This is a genomic window from Sorangium sp. So ce1153, from assembly GCF_051521595.1.
Taxonomy (GTDB): domain Bacteria; phylum Myxococcota_A; class Polyangia; order Polyangiales; family Polyangiaceae; genus Sorangium.
The window spans coordinates 7631924-7654829 of record NZ_CP150361.1; the positions used below are offsets into that span (position 1 = coordinate 7631924).

General features: G+C 72.0%; 21 protein-coding genes. 16 read left to right on the forward strand and 5 right to left on the reverse strand.

The window, feature by feature from the left end:
* Positions 1-64: 64 nt before the first annotated feature.
* Entirely contained in the window at positions 65-1054 is a 990-nt protein-coding gene (locus tag WME85_RS27440; RefSeq protein WP_437825318.1) for a hypothetical protein, read from the reverse strand.
* Between the two features lie 210 nt (positions 1055-1264).
* Between WME85_RS27440 and WME85_RS27445 the strand changes: the two genes are divergently transcribed.
* The 5 genes from WME85_RS27445 (at position 1265) to WME85_RS27465 (ending at position 6332) form a co-directional block, all read left to right on the forward strand.
* Positions 1265-2365 (forward strand): ABC transporter permease, encoded by a 1101-nt coding sequence (locus WME85_RS27445; protein ID WP_437825319.1) that lies wholly within the window; start codon positions 1265-1267, stop codon positions 2363-2365.
* On the forward strand, positions 2365-3294 hold the full coding sequence (locus tag WME85_RS27450; protein WP_437825320.1) for an ABC transporter permease: 930 nt from the start codon (positions 2365-2367) through the stop codon (positions 3292-3294). The genes WME85_RS27445 and WME85_RS27450 overlap by 1 nt, the downstream gene beginning before the upstream one ends.
* Positions 3295-3358: 64 nt before the next feature.
* Positions 3359-4057, forward strand: a complete 699-nt coding sequence (biuH, locus tag WME85_RS27455; protein ID WP_437825321.1) for a biuret amidohydrolase — start codon at positions 3359-3361, stop codon at positions 4055-4057.
* The gene (locus tag WME85_RS27460) at positions 4057-5661 is read left to right on the forward strand and encodes an ABC transporter ATP-binding protein (RefSeq protein WP_437842368.1); all 1605 of its coding nucleotides are present in this window, start codon (positions 4057-4059) and stop codon (positions 5659-5661) included. The genes biuH and WME85_RS27460 overlap by 1 nt, the downstream gene beginning before the upstream one ends.
* A complete protein-coding gene (locus tag WME85_RS27465; protein ID WP_437825322.1) occupies positions 5658-6332 on the forward strand; it encodes a cysteine hydrolase family protein in 675 nt (224 codons plus the stop codon). The genes WME85_RS27460 and WME85_RS27465 overlap by 4 nt, the downstream gene beginning before the upstream one ends.
* Before the next feature lie 120 nt (positions 6333-6452).
* Here the strand turns inward: WME85_RS27465 and WME85_RS27470 are convergent, their stop codons facing one another.
* Entirely contained in the window at positions 6453-7613 is a 1161-nt protein-coding gene (locus WME85_RS27470) for a BMP family ABC transporter substrate-binding protein (protein ID WP_437842369.1), read from the reverse strand.
* A 176-nt stretch (positions 7614-7789) separates the two neighbouring features.
* On the opposite strand from WME85_RS27470, the gene WME85_RS27475 reads away from it, so the two are divergent.
* From WME85_RS27475 to WME85_RS27510, 8 genes are all read left to right on the forward strand, one after another.
* Positions 7790-8131 (forward strand): cupin domain-containing protein, encoded by a 342-nt coding sequence (locus WME85_RS27475; protein WP_437825323.1) that lies wholly within the window; start codon positions 7790-7792, stop codon positions 8129-8131.
* A gap of 258 nt (positions 8132-8389) precedes the next feature.
* Entirely contained in the window at positions 8390-9280 is an 891-nt protein-coding gene (locus tag WME85_RS27480; protein WP_437825324.1) for a hypothetical protein, read from the forward strand.
* A gap of 307 nt (positions 9281-9587) precedes the next feature.
* Positions 9588-10661 carry an ABC transporter ATP-binding protein gene (locus tag WME85_RS27485; protein WP_437825325.1) on the forward strand — a complete coding sequence of 358 codons (1074 nt, stop codon included), beginning with the start codon at positions 9588-9590 and terminating at the stop codon, positions 10659-10661.
* Complete coding sequence (locus tag WME85_RS27490) at positions 10658-11383, forward strand: ABC transporter permease (RefSeq protein ID WP_437301995.1); 726 nt, start codon at positions 10658-10660, stop codon at positions 11381-11383. The genes WME85_RS27485 and WME85_RS27490 overlap by 4 nt, the downstream gene beginning before the upstream one ends.
* A complete protein-coding gene (locus WME85_RS27495) occupies positions 11374-13365 on the forward strand; it encodes a Gldg family protein (RefSeq protein WP_437825326.1) in 1992 nt (663 codons plus the stop codon). The genes WME85_RS27490 and WME85_RS27495 overlap by 10 nt, the downstream gene beginning before the upstream one ends.
* On the forward strand, positions 13362-14408 hold the full coding sequence (locus tag WME85_RS27500) for a DUF4340 domain-containing protein (protein WP_437825327.1): 1047 nt from the start codon (positions 13362-13364) through the stop codon (positions 14406-14408). Before WME85_RS27495 ends, WME85_RS27500 begins: the two co-directional genes overlap by 4 nt.
* 147 nt (positions 14409-14555) lie before the next feature.
* Positions 14556-15200 carry a hypothetical protein gene (locus tag WME85_RS27505; protein ID WP_437825328.1) on the forward strand — a complete coding sequence of 215 codons (645 nt, stop codon included), beginning with the start codon at positions 14556-14558 and terminating at the stop codon, positions 15198-15200.
* Between the two features lie 4 nt (positions 15201-15204).
* A complete protein-coding gene (locus WME85_RS27510) occupies positions 15205-16968 on the forward strand; it encodes a serine/threonine protein kinase (RefSeq protein WP_437825330.1) in 1764 nt (587 codons plus the stop codon).
* Between the two features lie 24 nt (positions 16969-16992).
* On the opposite strand, the gene xerD is transcribed toward WME85_RS27510, so the two are convergent.
* Complete coding sequence (gene xerD, locus WME85_RS27515) at positions 16993-17883, reverse strand: site-specific tyrosine recombinase XerD (RefSeq protein ID WP_437825331.1); 891 nt, start codon at positions 17881-17883, stop codon at positions 16993-16995.
* Between xerD and WME85_RS27520 the strand changes: the two genes are divergently transcribed.
* The 3 genes from WME85_RS27520 to rpmB all read left to right on the forward strand — a co-directional run bounded on the left by WME85_RS27520 (position 17845) and on the right by rpmB (position 20579).
* The gene (locus WME85_RS27520) at positions 17845-18903 is read left to right on the forward strand and encodes an N-formylglutamate amidohydrolase (protein WP_437825332.1); all 1059 of its coding nucleotides are present in this window, start codon (positions 17845-17847) and stop codon (positions 18901-18903) included. The genes xerD and WME85_RS27520 overlap by 39 nt on opposite strands.
* 202 nt (positions 18904-19105) lie before the next feature.
* Positions 19106-19999 carry a hypothetical protein gene (locus WME85_RS27525; protein ID WP_437825333.1) on the forward strand — a complete coding sequence of 298 codons (894 nt, stop codon included), beginning with the start codon at positions 19106-19108 and terminating at the stop codon, positions 19997-19999.
* 355 nt (positions 20000-20354) lie between these two features.
* The gene (gene rpmB, locus WME85_RS27530) at positions 20355-20579 is read left to right on the forward strand and encodes a 50S ribosomal protein L28 (protein ID WP_061608570.1); all 225 of its coding nucleotides are present in this window, start codon (positions 20355-20357) and stop codon (positions 20577-20579) included.
* Positions 20580-21061: 482 nt separating this feature from the next.
* Here rpmB and WME85_RS27535 read toward each other — a convergent pair whose 3' ends face one another.
* Together WME85_RS27535 and WME85_RS27540 are read right to left on the reverse strand one after the other, a co-directional pair.
* Positions 21062-22111, reverse strand: coding sequence for a hypothetical protein (locus tag WME85_RS27535; protein WP_437825335.1), 1050 nt, complete (start codon positions 22109-22111; stop codon positions 21062-21064).
* Positions 22108-22833, reverse strand: a complete 726-nt coding sequence (locus tag WME85_RS27540) for a DUF72 domain-containing protein (RefSeq protein ID WP_437825336.1) — start codon at positions 22831-22833, stop codon at positions 22108-22110. The genes WME85_RS27535 and WME85_RS27540 overlap by 4 nt, the downstream gene beginning before the upstream one ends.
* Positions 22834-22906 lie beyond the last annotated feature (73 nt).

A 22906-nucleotide genomic window follows, 5' to 3' on the forward strand; every position in this document is an offset into this window, starting at 1 on the left:
TTCAGCGGCGCGTCAGCGGCTCGGCCGATGATCCCGCCGTACCAGATGGCGCCCAGCGCGGGGCTCAGGGCCAGGTGGCCATCACCGCGGCGATCCACCTCTCCGGATCGCGCATCCCCGGGTGCTGCTCGATGTGCACGAACCGCCGCGGAGCGGGCGCCACAGCAGCCATTCCAAAGCTGAAGGTCACCGGCGCGCGGTTGAGGAACACCCCCTGGACGTTGCTCGTCGCGTTCAACGAGCACACGCGGCTTCCGGGGACGCCGATCCGCCATGTCGGATCGAGGGCGAGCAGATTGTTCCTGAGCTCCAGGATCTTGTCGCCCGCCACGGGGGCTGTATCGACGCCGTGAGAGAGGTGCACATCCACCCTCTCGCAGGTGTCTTCCGCCATGCCGTGCCACTGGATGGCCCACCATGGCCTCCCTCCGTAATAGGCCGCGATCTCCACGTGGGCGGCGTGGAACATGGTCGCCGCGTTGTGGGCGACGTCCGAGCCCATCGAGAACCCCTGGAACGCGCGCTCGTCCGGGCGCGCGTCGCGGTGCGCGCCGGCCATCAGGAAGGTGCGGGATCTCGTCCGCTTGAAGATGGTGACGGCCTGCGTCTCCGTCCCCTCGTCCGCGATCGGATGCGACACCTGGTGACTGAGCTCCCGCTCCGCGAACGCGTCCACGATGAACGCGCCGAACCCCCGATCGACGACGCCGTCCCCGTTCCGGTCGGCGGTCTCCATGAGCAGGCAGTAGGTGCGGCCGTTGTCCGCGTCGCGGAACGACCGGATCTGCACGAACGGCGACAGGGTGGACGGCAGCGGGAAGCCGCACGCGCCGTTCATCATCGCGCTGACGACGCTCCGCCAGGCGCTCATCTCCAGGAAGACCGGGGCGACGAACCTCCCCGAGCTCCTGCCGGGCATCTGGTCGCGGATGCACGCGACGAGCGCCTCGAGGGTCGCGCTCGATGAACAGGTGAGCTCGGCGGCGCCCGTCGCGCGAGGCGCCATGAGGACGCTGGCGCCCACGAGGAGCAGAGACAATCGGCCGAACCGCATACCAACGACACCTCCGGACCGGGGCTCACACGACCGCGCTGCGCCGGTTGCAAGGCCGGGACCGGCAGGGAGCAGGGCCATCTGTGCGGATCGTTCGCGGTCGCCGCGGCCACCACATCGCACCATCGCCCGGCCCGATCGGCGACCTGGTGACGCCCCGCAAGATCCCCGAAAAAACGTGGAAATATTGAAGGCCTTATCCTCGGCGCCGTGAAGCTCATCCAGCGCGGGCTGCTCGGACGCGACGCAGCCGAGTCGATCGCCATCCCCGTCGGGGCCGTCACGGCCTCGCTCCTCGTGTTCGGCGCCTTCGTGGCCGCCCAGGGGGCGAACCCCTTGAACGTCTATTACGAGATGTACCGCGGCGCCTTCGGCACGTGGTTCTCGTTCCAGAACACCCTGCTGCGCGCCGCGCCGCTCATGCTGACCGCGCTCTGCACCGCGCTGCCGGCGCGCCTCGGCCTGATCGTCATCGGCGGCGAGGGCGCGGTCGTCATGGGCGGGCTCGCGGCCGCCTCGGCGGCGCTCGCCGCGCAGGCGTGGCGCGCGCCGCCGCTCGCGGCGCTCGCCGCGATGGTCGTCTCGGGGCTCCTGGCCGGGGCGCTCTGGGTCGGCCTCGCCGGCGCCCTGCGCGCGTACCGCGGCGTCAGCGAGACGATCAGCAGCCTGCTCCTCAACTACGTCGGCATCGCGATCCTGAACCACCTCGTCGAGGGCGCGCTGCGCGACCCTGCGAGCCTGAACAAGCCGTCGACGGCGCCCATCGGCGGCGAGAACGCGCTCGGGAACCTGCCCGGCGTCGAGGTCCACTGGGGCCTCGCCTACGGCGTGCTCGCCTGCGCGCTCTGCTACGTGCTCATGCACCGCACGACCTTCGGCTTCGCCGCGGCGATGAGCGGCGGCAACGTCCGCGCCGCGCTGCTCGCCGGCCTGCCGGTCAGGCGGCTGCTCGTGATCACCTGCATGCTCGCCGGGGCGTGCGCGGGGCTCGCCGGCATGGTCGAGGTCGCCGCCGTCCACGGCCGCGCCAACGCGTCGCTGGTCAGCGGCTACGGCTACACCGGGATCCTCGTCGCGTTCATCGCGCGCCACAACCCGCTCGCGATCGTGCCGGTCGCCCTCCTGCTCGGGGGCATCGGCGCGAGCGGCGGCCTCGTGCAGCGCGCCGCGCAGCTCCCCGACGCGACCGTGAGCGTGCTCCAGGGCATCCTGTTCCTCGCGATCCTCGCCAGCGAGGCGCTCTACGGCCGCATCCGCCTCACCCGCGCGCCCAGGGTCCCGCAGGCCGAGCCCGCCTCGGCGGTGGCGTGATGAGCGACGCAGCGGCGCTGGGCCTCTGGGGCATTCCCCTCGCGGTCGCCGCCGGGGCGATCCGCATCAGCACGCCGTTCCTCTTCGTGAGCCTCGGCGAGTGCCTCACGGAGAAGAGCGGCCGCGTGAACCTCGGCCTGGAGGGCACGCTCGTGATGGGCGCGATGGGCGGCTACGGCGTCTCGTACCTCACCGGCTCCGCCTGGCTCGGCGTCCTCGCCGCCGGCGGCCTCGGCGCGGCGCTCGGCGCGCTCCACGCGTGGCTCTGCTCGAAGCCGCGCGTGAACGACATCGCCGTCGGCATCGCGCTCATGCTCTTCGGCGTCGGCCTCGCCTTCTTCCTCGGCAAGCCGCTCATCAAGCCGACGGCGCCCCGCCTGCCGGCGATCCCGCTCGGCTTCTTCAGCGATCTCCCGCAGGTCCGCTCCGCGCTCCAGGTGAACGCGCTCTTCCTCATCGGGGCCGCGCTCGCCCCGCTCCTGCTCTGGATGCTCGACCGCACGCGGCTCGGGCTCGTGCTGCGCACGGTCGGCGAGAGCGCCGACAGCGCCCGCGCGATGGGGGTCGACGTGAACCTGGTCCGGCGGCGCGCGACGATGGCCGGCGGCTTCCTCGCCGGCGTCGGCGGCTCGTTCCTCTCGCTCTTCTACCCTGGCAGCTGGAACGAGGGCCTCTCGAGCGGACAGGGGCTCATGGCGGTCGCCCTGGTCATCTTCGCGCGCTGGAACCCAGTGCGCTGCCTCTGGGCCTCGCTCCTCTTCGGCGGCGCGAGCGCGCTCGGCCCGGCGCTCCAGTCCGTCGGCGTCACCTGGGGGTACCACCTCTTCAACGCCGCGCCGTACATCGTCACGCTGGCCCTCATGGTCGCCACGAGCTCCGCGACCCGGACCCTTCCCGATCAGCCCGCCGAGCTCACGCTCGCGCGATGAGCGCGCGAGCCGACACGTTGCCCACACGTTGCCCACACGTTGAACGACAGGAGGATATCGACGCATGACCCACGTGGCCGCTGACCCTTACGCCTGGCCGTACGACGGCGATCTCCGCCCCGAGGCGACGGCCCTCCTCGTCATCGACATGCAGACCGACTTCTGCGGCAAGGGCGGGTACATCGATCTGCTCGGTTACGACATCTCGCTGACGCGGGCCTGCATCGCGCCGATCCAGCGCGTGCTCGCGGAGGCGCGCCGCCGCGGCCACCACGTCCTGCACACGCGCGAGGGGCACCGGCCGGACCTCTCGGATCTGCCGGCGAACAAGCGGTGGCGCTCGCGCCGGACCGACGGCGGGCGCGGCACCGGCGTCGGCATCGGCGACCCGGGGCCGCGCGGGCGGGTGCTCGTCCGCGGGGAGCCGGGCTGGGAGATCATCCCGGAGCTCGCGCCCCTGCCCAGCGAGCCGATCATCGACAAGCCGGGCAAGGGCTCCTTCTGCGCGACCGACCTCGATCTCATCCTCCGCCAGCGCCGCATCCAGAACCTGATCCTCACCGGGATCACGACGGACGTCTGCGTGCACACGACCATGCGCGAGGCGAACGACCGCGGCTACGAGTGCCTGCTGCTCTCCGACTGCTGCGCGGCCACCGACGCTGGCAACCACGCCGCCGCGCTGAAGATGATCACCATGCAGAACGGCGTGTTCGGCGCGGTCTCGACCTCCGCGGCGCTCCTGGAGGCGCTCGCTTCGTGATGGACCCGCGCGTCCTCTCGAGCCCGGCGGTGAGGCCGGCCCGCGCCGCCGGCTGCCAGCCAACGCAGCCGGCGCAGCCCGCGCCGCCGCCCGCGCTCTCCGCCGCCGGGATCACGAAGCGGTTCGGGCCGCTGCTCGCGCTCGACGACGTCTCGCTGCGCCTCGCCCCCGGGAGCTTCCACGCGCTCCTCGGCGAGAACGGCGCGGGCAAGAGCACGCTGGTCAAGTGCATCATGGGCTATCACCAGGCCGACGCCGGCGAGATCAAGGTCGGCGACGCCGCCCTGTCGATCAGGAGCCCGCGCGAGGCGCAGTCGCTGGGGATCGGCATGGTCTACCAGCACTTCACCCTGGTGATGAACATGACGGTCGCCGAGAACCTCGTGCTCGCGCGCCCGTCGCTCCCCTTCGTGATCGACTGGCGCGAGGAGCGCGAGCAGATCCGCGCGTTCATGGCGCGCATGCCGTTCCGCGTCGATCCGGAGCGGACCGTGCGCGCCCTGGCCGCCGGCGAGAAGCAGAAGCTCGAGATCCTGAAGCAGCTCTACCTCGGCAGTCGGATCATCATCCTCGACGAGCCGACCTCGGTGCTCACGCCCGCGGAGGCCGACGAGGTGCTCGGGATGCTCCGGCGCATGGCCGAGGAGCGGCGGATCAGCGTGCTCATGATCTCGCACAAGTTCCGCGAGGTGATGGCCTTCGCCGACGAGGTCACCGTGCTGCGGCGCGGCCGGGTCGCCGGCCGCGGCAAGGTCCGGGACCTCACGCCGGCGGCCATGGCCGAGATGATGGTCGGCGCGCAGCCGGCGCGCGCCTCCGCGGCGCGCAGCGACGCGCCCGCCGGCGAGCCGGTCCTGCGCGTCGAGGGGCTCGCGGCGAGCGACGATCGCGGCCGCCCGGCGCTCGACGGCGTGACGCTCACGGTCCGTCGCGGGGAGATCGTCGGGATCGCTGGCGTCTCGGGCAACGGGCAGGAGGAGCTCGTCGAGGTGCTCGCGGGCCAGCGCCCCGCGCGGGCAGGCCGCGTGCTCGTCCACGACGAGCCGTACGGCGCCGGCCGCGAGCAGACGCGGGAGCACCGGGTGCGGTGCCTGCCCGAGGAGCCGCTGCGCAACGCCTGTGTCCCCGCGATGAGCGTCGCGGAGAACATGGGCTTCCGCGTCTTCGACACGCCGCCGTTCACCGCGCTCCGCTGGGGCGTGAGCCGCGCCGCGCTGCGGCGGTCGGCCGAGCGCCTCTCCTCGGAGTACGCCGTCAAGGCGCCCTCTGTCGACGCGCCGATCGGCAAGCTCTCCGGCGGCAACGTGCAGCGCGCGGTCCTCGCGCGCGAGCTCGGCCTCCAGCGCGACGAGCGCATCGAGCTGCTCGTCGCCGCGAACCCGTGCTTCGGCCTCGATTTCGCGGCCGTGGCCGAGATCCGCGCCCGCATCCTCGAGGCGCGCAACCGCGGCACCGCCGTCCTCCTCGTGAGCGCGGATCTCGATGAGATCTTCGCCATGGCCGACCGCGTGCTCGTGATGAGCGAGGGGCGCATCGTCCACGAGTCGCCGATCTCGTCGGCCGACGTCGCCGAGATCGGCCGCGCGATGGCGGGGCACCCATGACGGCGCCGGGCATCGAGATCGCGGCGAGGCCGTACCCGTTCCGCCTCGCCGGGCGCGAGTCGGTGGCGTTGCTCGTCATCGACATGCAGCGCGACTTCCTGGAGCCGGGCGGCTTCGGCGCGGCGCTCGGCAACGACGTCCGGCGCCTCCAGCGCGCCGTGCCGACGGTCCGCCGCCTCCTCGACGCGTTCCGCGAGCGCGGCCTGACGGTCATCCACACGAAGGAGGGCCACAGGCCGGACCTCTCCGACTGCCCGGCCGCGAAGCGGGACCGAGGCGCGCCGGGCCTGCGCATCGGCGATCGCGGGCCGATGGGGCGCATCCTCGTCCTGGGCGAGCCGGGCAACGACTTCGTGCCGGAGCTCGCGCCGGCGCCCGGGGAGCTCGTCGTGCCGAAGCCGGGGAAGGGCGCTTTCTACCGGACGGGGCTCGACGCCAGGCTCGCGGCGCTCGGCGTCTCCCAGCTGCTCATCGCCGGGGTGACGACCGAGGTCTGCGTGCAGACCACGATGCGCGAGGCGAACGATCGCGGTTACGAGTGCCTGCTGATCGAGGACGCCACCGAGAGTTATTTCCCGGAGTTCAAGGCGGCGACCCTGGAGATGGTCCGCGCCCAGGGGGCGATCGTCGGCTGGACCGCCCCGGCCAGCGCGGTCCTCGCGGTGCTTTGAATCGAGAAGAAGAAAACCGCCAAGACGCCAAGGACGCCAAGAGAGAGAAAATTAGTGAGCTCTCTTGGCGTCCTTGGCGTCCTTGGCGGTTACTCCGCCTCTCGTGCGGGCGCCGCTTTGCTATTGAACGGAGCCGAGCACGCCGTCCACGAGGTAGCTCATGTTCTCGAGCACGATGTCGGTCTGCTTCTGCTCGACGGCCTCGGCGACCACCACCTTGCCTTCATTGTCCTTGATCGGCCCCTTGAAGATGGTGAGCGTGCCCTCCGTGAGCCCCTCCTTCGCCTCCTCGGCCTTCTTCTTCGCCTCCTCGGAGACGGCGGGCCCGTAGGGCGAGAGCTTGACGAATCCTTCCTTGAAGCCGCCGCGCAGGAGGTGCGGATAGGGCTTGCCCTCGCGGATCGACGCCATGTAGTCCGTGTACACCTTGGCCCAGTTCCACTCGGCTCCGGTGAGGTACCCCTTCGGTGCGAGCGTTGCCTGGTTGGTGTGGTAGCCGGTGCTGAAGGCGCCGCGGCGCTCCGCGAGCTCGATGATCACCCTGGGCGAGTCGACGTGGGCGGTGAGGACGTCGACGCCCTGGTCGATGAGGCTGTTCGCCGCCTCGGCCTCCTTGACCGGCATCGACCAGTCGCCGGTGAAGATCACGGAGGTCGTCGCCTTCGGGTTCACGCTGCGGACGCCCAGCGTGAAGGCGTTGATGTTGCGCAGCACCTGGGGGATCGGCTTGGCCGCGATGAACCCGAGCTTGCCGCTCCTCGTCGTCATGCCGGCGACGATGCCGGCCACGTACTCCGCCTCGTCGATGTAGCCGAAGTAGCTGCCGACGTTGCCCGGGTGCTTCGACGCATCGTAAAGACCACCGCAGTGCAGGAACGTCTTGTCCGGAAACTTCTCTGCCACCTTGAGGATGTGCGGGTCGAAGTAGCCGAATGACGTCGGGAAGATCACCGCCGCGCCGTCGAGGTTGATCATGCTCTCGATCGTCTTCTGAACGGCGACCGTCTCGGGGACGTTCTCCTCCTCGCGGGTCTTCACGCCTGCCAGCCCGGCGACCGCGGCGGCGCCTTCCGCGTGCGCCTGGTTGTAACCGTAGTCGTCCCGGGCGCCGACATAGATGAAGCCCACCGTGAGCGGCTGCTCGCCGGGCGCCTCCTTGCTGCATCCGGCCGCCGGCAGCAGCGCGAGCGAGACGAGCAGCGGCCGGAAAAGGGCGGGCAAACGCGGTCCGCGCGGCGCATCCGCCCCGGGGAAGAGAGGAGTTCTCAGGGTGCTCTTCACACCTCGGATCTGTACGCCCCTCTTCATTTCTGGAACTTTTCCCGTACATGAATTTTCGCGCGCTGCTGAATAGTCGTTGAGCGCTCGCCGCCCGCCGTGGCATGTTCGATCAACACGGGAGATTCGCGATGACGTCCATCAATCCAGCAACAACGCGGGAGTCCGCACCTGTGCAGTTGCCGTTCATCATTGCGAATGTGGCGGCGCTCACCGCACATCCGGAGTCCGTCCCCTGGCGGCGATTCCGGGAAGGCGTCGAGATTCACCGGCTTTACGGGAGCGGCGACGCGGGCGCCTCGGCGGCGCTCCTGCGCTATGCGCCGGGCGCGTCGGTGCCGCAGCACGTCCATCGCGGCCACGAGCACATCTTCGTGCTCGCGGGTTCCCAGTCGGACGAGCGCGGGCACCACCGGGTGGGGACGCTCGTGGTGAACACGCCGGGCACCCGGCACAGCGTCTCGAGCGCAGAGGGCTGCATCGTCCTCGCGATCTGGGAGCAGCCCGTCGTCTTCATCTGAATCGCCGAAGAGACCGCATCCCTCTCCCTCACCTCGGATTGGTGGGGTGCCCCCGGCGATGGTCTCCCGCGTCATCGAGGCGGGAATTCAGCTCTTCCGCGCTCGCGTCACAGGGTCACACCTGCCAGCGCGACGCGCCCGGGCTGCCGGTCCATGTGGGACATCGCCTCCGTTGCGTCCGGTATGTATCCCGGCCTCCGTCGCTTTCTCGGGCGCAGAGGTTCAGGTAGGCCGAGCTTTGCCGTAGGCTGGACATCCATGGATCCACGCGGGAAGTCGCTCCCCCCGGGGCCGCTCGTCACGGACGAGGACATCCGGGAAGAGCTCCGGCGGCTGTTCGACGCCGGCCCCGACTCGGGGCTCGTCATCCGGGTCTACGGCGAGTCGGGCGAGGGGGCGGCCGCGGCGGACGCGTTCCGCGAGATGTTCGCGTCGCTGCGGATGTACGAGGGGATGCAGCAGGACCAGCCGCTGGAGATCCTCGTCGACGCGCCGAGCAAGGCGCACATCGCGCGCGCGCTGTCCGTGCTCGGCCACGAGCAGCACCAGAAGCGGATCCTCGATCACATCCTCACCACCTTCGGGCGTCGCCTCATCGACCCGCTCGCCGAGATCCTCGACACGACCCCGGCCGGCTCGGTCACGGCGCGGCTCACCATGCTGCGGGACATCTTCCTCGCGCACATCGCGGAGCTGCGGATGACGCCGGAGTCGCAGCAGATCCTGACGAGCGACCTGCGCCGGCTCATGAGCGACGACTACCTCGCGATGGTGGCGGAGAACGAGGAGCGGGTGCAGCGCCCGCGCGTGGCGAAGCTCGCGCAGCAGATCCTGCGGCTCGTCGGCTCGACGTTCCACCGCGCGCTCAGGCGGTGGCCGGCGCACGCCGAGCAGATCGCTTCCTCGATCGCCCGGCGCAGCCCGAAGAAGGTGCGGCTGAGCGAGGTGCCGAGGCTCATCCGTGGCCAGATCACCGACGGGATCGAGGAGTTCCTGTGGATCGAGACGAGCGCGGACATCGAGGGCGCGCTGCGCCCGATGCTCGCGGAGCACCAGGACGTGATGCCGGTGACGCAGACGACGCTCGACCGCTCCACCTACAGGGAGTTCGCGGACGCCTGCTGGGCGATCATCGCCGAGCACTGCTGACAGCCGGGCGAGCGTTCCTCGCGACCACCGCCCCTCCCGACCACCGCCGCTCCCCTCACCCCTTCCCCGCCCGCCCGCGCCCGACGCTGAGATCCTTCACGTCCTGGTCGCTTCGCTCACCGCGCGTCCTGGTCGATCGCGTTCGCAGAGGGGGTTCTCCGCCCGGACCCCACCGGCGCGCGCCGGGTCGGGAATGATTTCCGCCACCCGCTGTTGTAAGGGGCCGCTGGCGCCTGGACCGCCGCCCTGCGCGGCGTCCGATTCGCCGGCGCGAGAGCTTCTTCCCTTCGCGGAGGGGTGCACGGCCGTGATCGAAATCAGCGACCTATACAAGTACTACGGTGACCGGAAGGCCATCGGGCCCCTGTCGTTCTCGATCGAAGCGGGGGAGATCGTCGGCCTGCTCGGCCTGAACGGCGCGGGCAAGACGACGACGCTCCGGATCCTCGCCTGCGATCTCCTCCCGTCCGCGGGTCGGGTCCTCGTGGACGGGCTGGATGTCGTAGACCACCCGCACGAGGTGCGGTCCCGCATCGGGTACCTCCCGGACAGGCCGCCGCTCTACGACGAGATGAGCGTGCGCGCCTTCCTCCACTTCGCCGCGCGCCTGCGCGGCGTCGACGCTGGCGCGGCCGACAAGCGCGTCGCCGAGGCGCTCGCGGTGACGCAGCTCGAGGACGTCGCCGCCGACCCGATCAGCGCGCTGTCGCACGGCTACAAGCAGCGCGTCGGCATCGCCCAGGCGATCGTCCACAAGCCGCGGCTGCTCGTCCTCGACGAGCCGATCAGCGGCCTCGACCCGGTGCAGATCGTCGAGATGCGCGCCCTGCTCCGCAGCCTGCGCGGCGAGCACACCATCCTGCTCTCGAGCCACATCCTCTCCGAGATCAGCGAGACGTGCGATCGCATCCTCGTGATCCGGGACGGCGAGATCGGAGCGCAGGGCACCGAGCAGGAGCTCTCGGCGAAGCTCCTGCACGGCGTCCGGGTCGAGCTCACCGTGCGCGGCCCCGCGGCGGAGGGCGCCGGCTACCGCGTGACGCGCGGCGAGGCGGCGCGCGCGCTCGAGATCGCGCGCGAGGTCGAGGGGGTCACGTCGGTCGAGCCGATCGCCACGGCCGAGCCGGGGAGCGACGTCGTGAGCTTCGCGGTGGAGGCCGATCGCGACGTGCGCGCGGCGCTCTGCGCCGAGCTCGTGCAGGCGGGGATCGGCATCCTCGAGGTGAAGCGGAGCGAGCGCGAGCTCGAGTCGGTGTTCCTGCGGCTCGCGACGCACGCGACGAAGGACAAGCCAGCCGCGGCCGACAAGGCGAGGTCCGGCGGCGAGGCGAAGAAGGCCCCTGCGGGAGAGCAGGCGGAGGAAGGCGAGGGCGAAGCATGAGAGGGACATTGCTCGTCGCGCGGCGGGAGCTGTCCGCGTACCTGAGGTCACCGCTCGGGTACGTCGTCGCCGCCGCGGCGTTGCTCATCGACGGCATCTACTTCCAGGTCGCGGCGCTCGGCTCGGGCGCGCGGCTGTCGGCGGAGGTGCTGCTCAAGTTCCTGGACGGCACGGCGTTCATCACGATGGTCGCGGCGCTCATCCTGTCGATGCGCCTCATCGCCGGCGAGCGCGAGAGCGGGACGCTCATCCTGCTCAAGACGGCGCCCGTGCGCGACGGCGAGATCATCGTCGGCAAGTTCCTCGCCGCGCTGGCGCTGGTCACCCTGATGACGGCGATCACGATCTACATGCCGCTGCTCATCTTCGTGAACGGCAAGGTCTCCGTCGGGCACATCCTGGTCGGCTACTCCGGGGTGCTGCTGCTCGGCGCCGCGTCGCTCGCGATCGGGCTCTTCGCCTCGACGCTCGCGGCGAGCCAGGTCATCGCGGTCATCCTCGGGGCGGCGATCCTCGGGACGCTCGGCTTCCTGTTCCTCGTCGCCCGCGTGACGGAGCCGCCGCTCAACGACTTCGTGAGCGCGCTGAACCTCTACCCGCTCAACCAGAAGCCGTTCCTGAACGGCGTGCTCCGGCTGGAGAACGTCCTGTACTACGTCGCGGTGGCGTACTTCTTCCTGCTCGCCGCGACCCACACCCTGAGGGCACGGCGATGGCGGTGAACGACAAGAACGCTCATGCCGACGAGGCCGAGCTGGACGGCAAGCAAGCGGAGGCCGCGCAGCGCGCGGCCGATCCTGCGCCGGGCGTGGAGCCCCAGGCCGCGCCGGCGCCCACCAGGCCGCCCGCGTACGCCGGCGGCTGGATGGCGCCGGCGTACGCGGGCGCGCTCCTCGCGATCTTCCTGGGCGAGCGGGTGGTCCCGACGATCGAGGGGCTCCGCTACGCGCTGTCGGGTCTCGGGTTCCTGACCCTGGTCCTCGTCACCGCGCTGCGCTTCGCGACCGCGGTGCGCGAGACGGGCGAGCGCCGCGCGGTCGAGCGCGCGCTCGCGATCCTGTCGGCGCTCGGCCTCGTCGCGGTGGCGGCCTACTTCACGACGACCGACGCGGGGCGGTCCCTGCTCGGCGTCTCCCAGGCCGCGCCCGACGTGCGCGCGCGCATCGAGTCGGCCACGACGGTCGGGTGGATCGCGCTGCTCGTCATCGCGACGGTGCCGCTGCTGTTCGGCGAGGCGGCGCTCGCGCCGATGCGGCGCGCCGAGCGCATCGAGGGCCGGCGGGTGCGCGCCGCGACGCTCTCGGGCGTGACGCTCGCGTTCGCGGCGGTCTACTCCGCGCTCTTCGTGTACGGCGCGAGCCAGCTCGAGCTCAAGGCGGACTTCTCGTACTACCGCACGGCCCGCCCGGGCGACTCCACGAAGCGCGTCGCCGAGAGCCTGACCGAGCCGCTCAAGATCACGGCCTTCTTCCCGCAGCTCAACGAGGTCGGCGCCGAGGTGGAGGGCTACCTGCGCGAGGTGAAGGCGGCGTCGCCGCAGGTCACCGTGGAGATGCAGGATCGCCTGCTCGTCCCCGCGCTCGCCAAGGAGGCGAAGGTCACGCAGGACGGCGTCGTCGTGCTCTCGCGCGGCACCTCGCGCGAGACGCTGACCATCGGCTCCGACATGAAGGCCGCCGGCGCGAAGCTGAAGAGCCTCGACGCGGACTTCCAGAAGGCGCTGCTCAAGGTGATCCGCTCGCAGCGCACCGCGTACCTGACGGTCGGCCACGGCGAGATGAACGAGGCGGCCGGCGCGGCCGCGGCCGAGGGGCGGACGACCAAGAACCTCCGCAAGCTGCTCGAGTCCCAGAACTACGTCGTCAAGGACCTCGGGCTCGCCCAGGGGCTCGGCAGCGAGATCCCGAAGGACGCGAGCGTGGTCATCGTGCTCGGCCCGCAGAAGGAGTTCCTGCCCGAGGAGGTCGCGACCCTCAAGCGGTACGCCGACGACGGCGGGCACCTCCTGCTCGCGCTCGATCCGGAGGCCAAGGTCGACCTCGCTCCGCTCGCGGGCGCCGTGGGCCTCGCGTGGAAGCCCGAGGTCCTCGCGAACGATCGGGTCTACGTGCGGCGGCGCTTCAACGACTCCGACCAGGCGATGCTGGTCACGACGCGTTACTCCTCGCACGCCTCGGTCTCGACGCTGAGCCGCCACGCGCAGCAGGCGCCGACGATCTTCCCGGGCGCGTCCTCGCTCGACAAGCCTGAGGGCGGCGACCTGAAGGTCGATTTCGTCGTCCGTGCGCTGGGCGAGACGTACGCCGACGCGAACGGCAACTTCAAGTTCGACGAGGGGAGCGAGAAGCGGAACGCCTACAACCTCGCCGCGGCGGTCTCGAAGGAGCTCGCGCCTGGCGGCGCGGACGGCAAGGACAAGAAGGAGCTCCGCGCGTTCGTGGTCGCCGACGCCGACGCGTTCAGCGACGCGGCGTTCAGGAACGAACCCAACATCGTGCTCGCGCTGGACGCGCTCCGGTGGCTCGGCGGCGAGGAGAGCTTCGCCGGCGAGATCACCACGAACGAGGACGTCCGGATCGAGCACACGAAGGAGAAGGACCAGGTCTGGTTCTGGGCCACGATCCTCGTGGCGCCGGCCATGGTGCTGGGGCTCGGGCTCTTCATCACGCGCCGCGGGCGGCGCGCGAGCGGGAGGCGCGCATGAGGTTGGATCGCAGCTTTTTCGTGCACCTCGGCCTTCTTGTGGTCGCGGCCTTGTTCGCGATCCTCGTCTGGACCCGCGACAAGGCGGCGGCCGCGCTGTCGACCGCGGACGTGACGGTCTGGGCCGGCCGCGCCGAGGACGTCGAGCGCATCGCCTTCGAGGGCAAGTCGAAGACGGTCGTCATGGAGGCGAAGAAGGACAAGGAGGGCCGTTACTTCGTCGGCACGACGGAGCGCAGGCCGGCGTCCCCGGCCGACAAGCCGAAGGACGACGCGCACGGCGACGAGGGCGACGCCGAGCACAACGATCCGCCCGCGGAGCCGGAGCCGACGGTCACGACGAAGACGTTCATCTCGGTGGGCGCTGGCAACAAGCTCGCCGAGGCGATCGCGCCGCTCAAGGCGCTGCGCTCGATCGGCCGCATCGCGGACGATCGCGCCAGCGAGTTCGGGCTCGCCGAGCCGGAGGGCACGCTCACCGTCAAGCTGCGCGGCGCCGAGCGCAAGCTGGTCATCGGCGGCGCCACGCCGGGCGGCGCGGACCGCTACGCGCGCGACGAGGGCACGGGCGAGGTGTACGCCATCAAGGGCGACATCTACCGCGACCTCGACACCGCGGAGTCGCGCCTCTTCGAGCGGGACCTGCACGAGTGGAAGGACGTCGATCTCACCCGGGCGCGGGTCATCGCCGCGGACAAGCGCCGCGAGCTCGTGCGCAGCGGCGACGAGGGCAAGAAGTTCTGGGCCGACGCGGCGAGCCCCGAGCAGAACGACGAGACCGTCGGCAACTGGATGAGCAAGCTCGATCGGCTTCGTCCCTCCGAGTACACGGCCGCCGCCCCGGAGCCGAAGGAGGTGGTGGTGCGGGTCGAGTACACCGGCCGCTCGGGCGACATGGGCTTCCTCGAGCTCGTGAAGGGGCCTCCCGGGGCGAGCGGCAAGCCCGACTACTTCCTCATCACGGAGCGCACCCGCCTCTACGGCAAGGTGCCTGCGGGCCTCGCGGAGCAGGTCGAGCAGGACGTCGGCGCCCTCGTCAAGTAGCCCCTGCGCCTCGCGGGCGCGCCGGAGCATCCCCCCCCGGCGCGCTCGGCGTTTCACGCGGCCTCCGCCGCTTTCCGCGGCGTGAGCCGCCACCCCGATCGCTCTTTACTTGCCGTACCGGGTCCGGTCCTGCAACGCTCGGGCGCAATGTTCTTCCGACGATGGCCCACCCTGGCGCTGAGCGCTGCGGCGGCGCTCGCCGCGGCGTGCAGCTCGCCGCCTCCACCCCAACCTGTGGCGCCCGAGCCCCCCGTGACCGCGGCGCCCGAACCTCCGCCCCCTCCGGCGCCGAAGCCTTGCAAGGCGCTCGACGAGCAGTGCCAGGCCGACGAGTCCACCCGGGCGAAGATCGCCCGGAGCTCGTTCGTCCTCACGCCCGTGAAGGGCTGGACCTACGCCCAGGCAGAGAGCGCGACGGTCGCGCACGCAGCGGCCGAGGGCCCGGCCCTCGCGACGGCGCAGGTCGACGTGGGCGAGGGCAAGCAGGCGGCCGAGAAGCGCGACGCCGCGCTCGACGCGCTCGCGCACGAGATCAACGTGACGCTGCCCAAGAAGAAGGTGAACTGGAAGAAGCCCCTCGAGACCAAGGAGATCGCCGGAAGGAAGATCGGCCTGTGGCAGGCCGAGGGCGCGGCGCGCGGGACCAAGAAGGGCCCGCTGCTGATCTTCGCCGACACCGGCAAGGAGGGCGAGGTCCTGCTCGGGCTCGGCTTCGTGCCTGACGACGACAGCTCCGGCGCCGACGCGACCATCCTGCAATCGATCGAGTCGATCTCGGTCGCGGGGGAGTGATCTCGTGACGGCACCGAACGTCGCGCCGGGGAGCGTCGTCGCGGGGAGGTTCTCCGTCCGCGCGCTCCTCGGTTACGGAGGCGTGACGGCCACCTTCCGCGCGGCGACGGCGCAGGCGCGCGACGTCGCCCTCAAGCTGTACTCGCCCGTGATCGGCCAGCGCCCGGACGCGATGCAGCACCTGCAGCGGTACGTGGCCGAGACGAACAGGCTGCCGCCCGAGCTCGCCGCGCACATCCTCGAGGCTGGCTACGATCCGGCGACGGCCGCGCCCTTCACGGTGACGGACATGATCCACGTCCCGTCGCTTGCGGAGCTCGCCGTCCGCCGTCCGCTGGGCTTCGAGGAGGTCGGGGCGATGCTCCGCTCGCTCGCGGCGGTGCTCGACGCGGCGCACGCCCGCGAGGTCCCGCACCACGGCCTCAAGCCGACGAACCTGTTCATCGACCCGAGCGCTCCGGGCAGCGTGAAGATCACCGATTTCGGGCCGTCGGTCGCGCGGACCCTGCTGCCGACGCCGGAGGGCTATGTCCTCTCCGCGCCGTGGCTCGCGCCCGAGCAGCTGCAGCCGGGCGTCCCCGCCGGAGCCGCCGCCGACATCTTCTCGGCGGCGCTGGTCGCGTTCTTCGCGCTCACGGGCCGCTCGTACTGGCGCTCCTGCCAGGGGCAGATGGACGTACCCGCGTGGCAGCGCGAGATCATGGGCCCGCGCACCTCCGCGTCCGCGCGCGCCGCGGAGCTCGGCGTCCCCCTGAGCCCGGTGCTCGACGCCGCCTTCGCGCGCGCGCTGGCGCACGACCCGCGCGAGCGCTTCCGCTCCGCGAGCGAGCTCGCGGCCATGCTCAGCGGCTTCTCGGCGGCCGCCATCGAGGTGGGCTCGACGCTCGCCCTGTCCCCTTCGGCGAACGAGGCGGTCGTGCCTGCGGCGCCGGCTCCCGCGGTGCACGCGGCGCCCGCGCCCGCGCCGCTGCCGCCGGGCGACGCCACGCAGCTCGCGCCGTCGCCCTTCGCGCAGTTCTCCGCGTCGCCGCCGCACGCGCCGTCGCCTCCGCTCGGGCCCTCGCCACACATGCTCGCGTCAGCGCAGCCGCAGCCTCCTGCCGACGCGAGCACAGCGCAGGCGCCGTCGCCCGAGACGCAGGGCCCCGCGCCGTCCCCGCGGGTCGCCGGCACGGCGCTGACCGCGGTCAGCACCCCGGGGCGGTCGCCCTGGGGCAAGGCCGCTTCCCTGGCGGTGGGCGTCGCCGCGGTGCTGCTCGTCGGGGGCACGGCCGCCGCGTGGTACGTCCTCGACCACAAGGACACGCCGCAGCCGGTCCCCAGCGCCTCGACCACCGCGTCCGCCGTGGCCGCGCTGCCGTCCGCCGAGCCCGCGCTCCCGCAGCCGACCGCCGCCGCGCAGCCGCCCGACGCCGGCGCGTCGGTCGCCGAGCCCGCGATCGACGCTGGCGCCGCGCCCGACGCCGGCGCCGCGACCGCCACGCTGGTGCAGGTGAAGATCTCCTGCAAGCCCGTCACCTGCGAGGAGATCACGGTCGACGGCAAGGCGACCCAGGCCCCGGAGCTCGAGCTCGATCTGCCCCCGGGGGTCCACCAGGTGAGCGTGAAGCGCGCCGGCTATTTCCCGCGGAGCCTGAAGGTCATCGCCAAGGCCGGCACGCCGCTCGTGCAGGAGTTCCAGCTGAACGAGATCCCCCCGGCGCCGGCCCAGCCCGCGGGGCAGGGCGCGAGCAAGCCCTGCGGCAAGTTCCTCAAGCGCTGCAAGTAGCCGAGGTGGCCGCGGAGCGCGCGCTCATGCCCGCGGGTGCGCCCGCCGGTACGCGGCGCGCACGTGATCGTCGGCAAGGTGCGTGTAGATCTCGGTCGTCACGACGTTCGCGTGGCCGAGGAGCGCCTGGACGCTCCGGAGATCGGCGCCGCCCTCGAGCAGGTGCGTGGCGAACGAGTGGCGGAGCTTGTGCGGCGAGCTCGGCTTGCCGATGCCCACGGCGCGGGCGTATCCCCCGAGGAGCTTCCATACCGCCTGCCGGGTGAGCGGCCCGCCGCGTGGGGAGAGGAACAGCACCTGGGTCGCCGCGCTGCGCGGGTGCGTGGCGCGCGCCTCCAGGTAGGCGTCGATGGCGGCGAGCGCCGGCTCGCCGAGCGGCACGAGCCGCCGCTTCCCGCCCTTGCCGAGCGCCATCACGATCCCCTTGCGCCGCTCGATGTCCGCGACCTTGAGGCGCACGACCTCGCTGACGCGCAGGCCGGCTGCGTACATCACGTGGAGCATCGCGCGATCGCGCAGCCCCCTGAAGGTCCCCTGCTCGGGCGCCTCGATGAGGAGCGCGATCTCGTCGAACGAGAGCACCTTGGGCAGCCGCCGCCCGACGCGCGGCCGCTCGACGAGCGCGCACGGATCGCGCTCGATGCGGCGCTCGCGCAGCAGGAAGCGGATGAACCCGCGGACCGCCGAGAGGTGACGAGCGGCCGAGCTGGCGCTGATGCCCGCCTGGCCGAGCGCGACCAGGTACGTGCCGATCAGCGCCTGGTCGAGGCCGTCGACGCTCGTGACCCCGCTCGCCTCCGCGTGGGCGACGAGCTTGGCGAGATCGTGGCCGTACGCTTCGAGCGTCAGAGGCGCCAGAGCCCGCTCGACGCGGAGGTGGTCCAGGTACGCGTCTACCCAGGTCGCGAGATCCACACCCAACGCTACTGCGAAAGCGGCAAAGTGCGCCAGAAAGCCGGGCTGGAGCAGGTGCACCCAGGACGCCCCGGACGGCCGCACCTCTTTGAACCCGGTGCCTGCCGTGTGCCTGCCGTCCCGGTTCCAGCCGGGCGCGGAATGCGTCACAGTGGGGTCGTGCTGTCACCCTTCGAGGTCGTCGAGCCCCGCGGAGCGGAAAGCCCGGTCCTCGTCGAGGTACCGCACGCGGGTGTCCACATGGATCCCGAGTCGCTGTCCTGGACCATCGCGCCTGCGCGCAGCATCGGGCGCGACGCCGATCTGTACGTTGACGCGCTCTTCCAGGACGCGCCGGCCGAGGGCGCGACGCTCCTGTTTTCCCGGATGAGCCGCCTGGTGATCGATCTCAACCGGAGCGAGGCCGACTGCGACGGCGAGGCGGTCGAGGGGGGCGGCCGGGCGCCCTACCCGAGGGGGCTCATCTGGCGTGTGACCACGGATGGCGAGCCCATCCTTATCTCGCGCCTGCCGCGGCGCGAGGTGGAGCGCCGGCTCGACCGCTTCTATCGCCCCTACCACCGCAGCCTCAGCGCCATCCTCGCCCGCAAGCGGGAGCGCTTTGGCTTCGCGATCCTCCTCTGCGCGCACTCGATGCCGAGCCAGAGCCGCCGTGGCCATGCGGAGGGCGCCATCGGCCGGGCCGACATCGTCCCCGGGACGCGCGGGCGGACGACCGCCGCGAGCGCGGTGATCGACGTGGTCGATCAGCACGCGCGCGCCTGCAGGTTCTCCGTGCGCCACGACGACCCCTACAAGGGTGGTTTCAGCACCGCGCACTACGGCCAACCGCACCGTGCCGTCCACGCCGTGCAGATCGAGATTGCACGCCGGCTGTACATGGACGAGCAATCCCTCGCCATGGATGGGCAAGGATTCACTGCCGTGCGAGACTTCGGGCGCACCCTGGTCGCGCGGCTCACCTCGGCCGAGCTGCTCGGGCAGCTCCGCAGCACCCCCCTCGACGCCCGTGAGATCTGATCCAGCTCCATCGATGGAAAAGCCTTACGGAGAGGCGAACCGCGACCGCCCGCCATCGAGCCGTCGCGCGACGGCCGAACGGGAAAAGGCAGCATCAGCCCAGCCGGAGGGCGCCTTATCGGGCGATGGTCCGACCGCTCGGCCCGCGGAGGAAGCGGCCCCTGCAGCGCCAAACGCCGCGGCCTCGGTCGAGCGTCAGTTCGTGTCTAGCCCGGTCATCACGATCGAGGAGGCGCCGCCGCCGAGCGTGCGCGAGAACGTCACCAAGCCGCTGCTCGCGTCCGAAGCGCTCATGGAGGATCTCGCGCCGATGCGTCCGGCGCAGGACGCGGCGCGGATCTGGTGCGCCGCCGTGGGCGTGGGCTTTCTCCTTCTCGGCGGCCTGTCGCTCGCGGGCCTCCGCCCTGACGGCGTGGTCGCGGGGCCGCCCGCGTTCGTCTTGGGCATCGTCGCGCTGTTCACCGCGCTCACCTCGGTGAGCTACCGGCAGCGCGCCGTCGCGATGGTGGTGCTCGGGGCGATCGCGACCGTCATCGGCCTGCAGAGCTCCGGGACTGCGTTCGGCTGGGGAGCCGCCCGGGCCGTGGCTGCGATCGCGCTCCCGGCGGCGCTCGTCTTCCGGTCTCGCTACAGGGCGTACAGCGGCGCGCGCTGGCTGCTCGTCGCCGCGTTCCTCGTCGCGCTCCCCTCTTTCGGCCAGGCCGTCGCGCAGCTCGCCTTGCTCGATCCTCACCTGGCCCAGCTGGGCGCCGCGATGGTGATCCTGGCGGTGCTGTCCAGCCTCACCGGCTTCATGGGGGCAGAGACGACGGGCGCCGGGACGTTCCTTGCCGTCGCCGTGGTGCTCTCCTTCACGGTCGACCTGATCATCGGCAGGGTCGCCCAGCTCAGCGTCTTCTCGCCTCGGGAGCTCGTCAGCGTGCTCTCCGCGGGTCTGGCGTTCGCCGCGACGTCCGCCCTCACGAGCCTCGGCCTGTTCCAGATCCTGGCCTGGCGCCTGGCCGCCGACGCCCGGCGCATCGACCTGCACTCGCGCCCCACCGACAAGGATGGGCCGGACCGGCGGCCGCCCTCGGGCGGCGAGTGGCTGACGTAGCGCCCGCGGGCCAGAGCGCTTGCCGGGTCGCGGGCGCCGTTTTGCGGCGAAAGGCAAAAGGTTGGGCGCGTGGCCCGTGGTCACTTCCGTGGAGGGATCCCGCGTCCGCCAGGCTGCCGCCTGGCGCTGGGCGCGCGTCGCGCCGCTCGCCCGCCGAGCTTTCCGCGGGTCTTGCCGGTGCGCCTCGGGGGTGCAGCCGCAAAGATCCCCCGGTGGACGCTTGACATGTCCCCCGGCTTCCTTCACTTTCCCGCGCTCCCGAGCCCCCCTGCTCCCCCGCGCAGGGCGTGCGCTCGCCGGTTTCATCGATAAAGGTCGGGGTACCGACCGCGGCCCCCTTCCAACCGAGGACGTCATGGCGAAGAGCGACATCACTGGGAAGCGGAAGCTTCTGGCGCAGAATGTCTCCCACTCCAACATCAAGACGAAGCGCTGGCAGCTCGTGAACATCCAGACCCGGCGCGTCTGGGTCCCCGAGCTCAACCGCTTCGTGAAGCTCAACCTCACGACGCGCGACATCCGCACGATCGACAAGATCGGCGTCGTCGCGTACGCGAAGCGCCACGGCGTCGCGCTCTAGCCCCTCGCGCCGACGCGCCAGACAGGTGTCTGGCGGCCGCTTCGTCGCTGAACGCGCAGGGCGATCCCCCTGCATCTCTCCCGGGGCTCTTGCTCCACTTCCGATGTATCCGATGCCCGGTGTGCCCGGCGGCAGGCGCTTGCTATCCGCGGCGCGACCCGCCGGTTTTCGGTCCGCGCACACCGCTGACAGCCGGCGCGCGGCGCCTGGCAGCGGTCCCTGCGGTCCCCCTGGTGGCCCGCATTCCGGCTCCGGGCAGCGCCGCTCGGCCGGCTTACGGCAGGTTGCGCCACGCCGGGCCGCTCGACGAGCGCGCGCTGGCCGCGAGTCGCTCGACGCGCCAGCCCCTGGGGCCTGCCCCGGCTTCAGCCGAGCCGCTCGACGAGCCAGCTCCGGCTTCTGGGGCCCGTCCCGGCTCCAGCGCCAAGCGAGCCGCTCGACGAGCCAGCGCTGGCCTCGGTGGCCCGCGCGCCGGCTTCGCCTCAATCGCCTGTTGACCGCGTCCCTGCGCCAGCCATGAAGCCCGGCGCGAGGTTGATCGCGCGCGCGTCTCGGTCGTCGCGCAGGACGGCGAGGGCGCCGTCGGCGCTCATCTGCGTGCGGACCTCGTGCAGGGCGGCCTCGAGCGCGGTCCCGTGGAGGAGCGCGCCGAGGGCGTTCACCTCGAGCTTGGGCCTGCCGGTCAGCGCGATCGCCGCCGCGAAGGTGCTGCGCTGGAGGATCGCGATCGGCGCTGCCGCTGGGAGGGGCGTGCCGGGCGCGAGGCGCGTGATGCCGCGGCGCACCGGGACGGCGTCGCGCCCGAGCACGATGTCGAGCTCGGGCACGGCGATCCCGTCGTCGCTGCGCGTGTAGGCCAGCGCGGCGACGGTCCCCCAGCCGTCGCAAGCGACGATCGCGTCCGCGGGCCGCGCCTGCTCCCCTGTCGGCCACGGCGTCTGGAGCGCCGTCGCGCCCTCCGCGATCGTCGTGGACGAGGCCTCCACCTCGGCCGGGACCGCCTCGGCGATGTCCTCGGCGGTCAGGGTCCCACCGGCGACCGGCCCGCCCACGGCGAGCAGCGCCCGTTCCACGTCGCGCGCCCGGAGCGCCACCGCGCCGAGGGAGCCGACCTCGCGGAGCAGCGCCGCGCGCCCGCTCGCGCCAGCGCGCTCGGCCGCGGCCACGCCGGCGCGCACCAGCTCGCGCAGCCGCGCGCGCCCGAGGTAGCCGTGCAGCAGGACCAGCATGCCGAGCGAGCGCGGGACCGCGACGTGCGCGGCCTCCGGCACGCTCTGCCCGTCGACGAACCCGCGCGGCCGCGGCGCGCCGCGCCCAGGCTGGATTGCCCGGCCATCGAAGGCCCTCGCGCCCACGCCGACGCCGGCCGCGAGCGCCACGGCGGGCGCCAGCAGCACGTCAGGCTGCGCGCCAGCCGCGGCAAAGAAGCCAGCGACGATCGCGTCGATCGCGCTGCCCGACGACTCGAGCGCAGCCCGAGCAGCCGAGGCCGCAGAGGCGTCGCTCGCCGTGGCCGCCGCGCCGCGGATCACTGCTCCTCGTCCTCGGCGACGAGGGTGTTCGGCATGGGCATGCTAGGCCTTACCACGGCCGAAGCTGTCGAGCGATCGGGCTTGCGCGCGAGCGACGCGGCGAGCAGCGACTTGATCTGGTGCGCGCGATCGCCCTCCACGACCAGGAACACCTCACGCCGTCCGCGCAGGCGGTCGGCGACGCGCTCGAGCGCGGCCGCTCCCAGCGACGAGGACTTTCCGAGCGCGCGCAGCCGTGAGTAGACGATCGGCCCGGGCGGCGGCGCGTCCCGGGCGACGTCGAGCACCGGGATCACCTTCGCGGCGCGGGCTGTCGCGACGATGTCGTCGCGCTCCCAGATCCCGGACGGCTCCCAGCAGCGCACGACCCCTTCCGGGGGCAAGCGCTCGAAGAGCGCCGCGAGCTTCTTGCGGTTGCTCGCCGTCGGTCGAAGCGACGGCGGCGTCTGGAGCAGGACGCACCTGGCCTCCAGCACGGCCGCCACCTCGAGCGAGGTCGAGAGCGCCTCATCGAGCTCGCTCCCGGCCGCGAGCTCACCGACCACGCGCGGCAGCACCACGCTGAAGACGAAGCCTGGCGGCACCGCCTTGCGCCATTTGCGCAGCGTGGTCGCGCGAGGCAGCGACGTGTCGACCGGGCGGAGCTCGACCAGATCGAAGCGCTCTTTGTACTTCTGGATATCCCCCTTGAGCGAGGGCAGTCCGACGAGGAGGCGGGCCATCAGCGCGGACTCTTAACCCAGCTTGCGCGCCGATGCAGCGCATGGGCGACCGCGGCGCGATTTCTCATTTGAG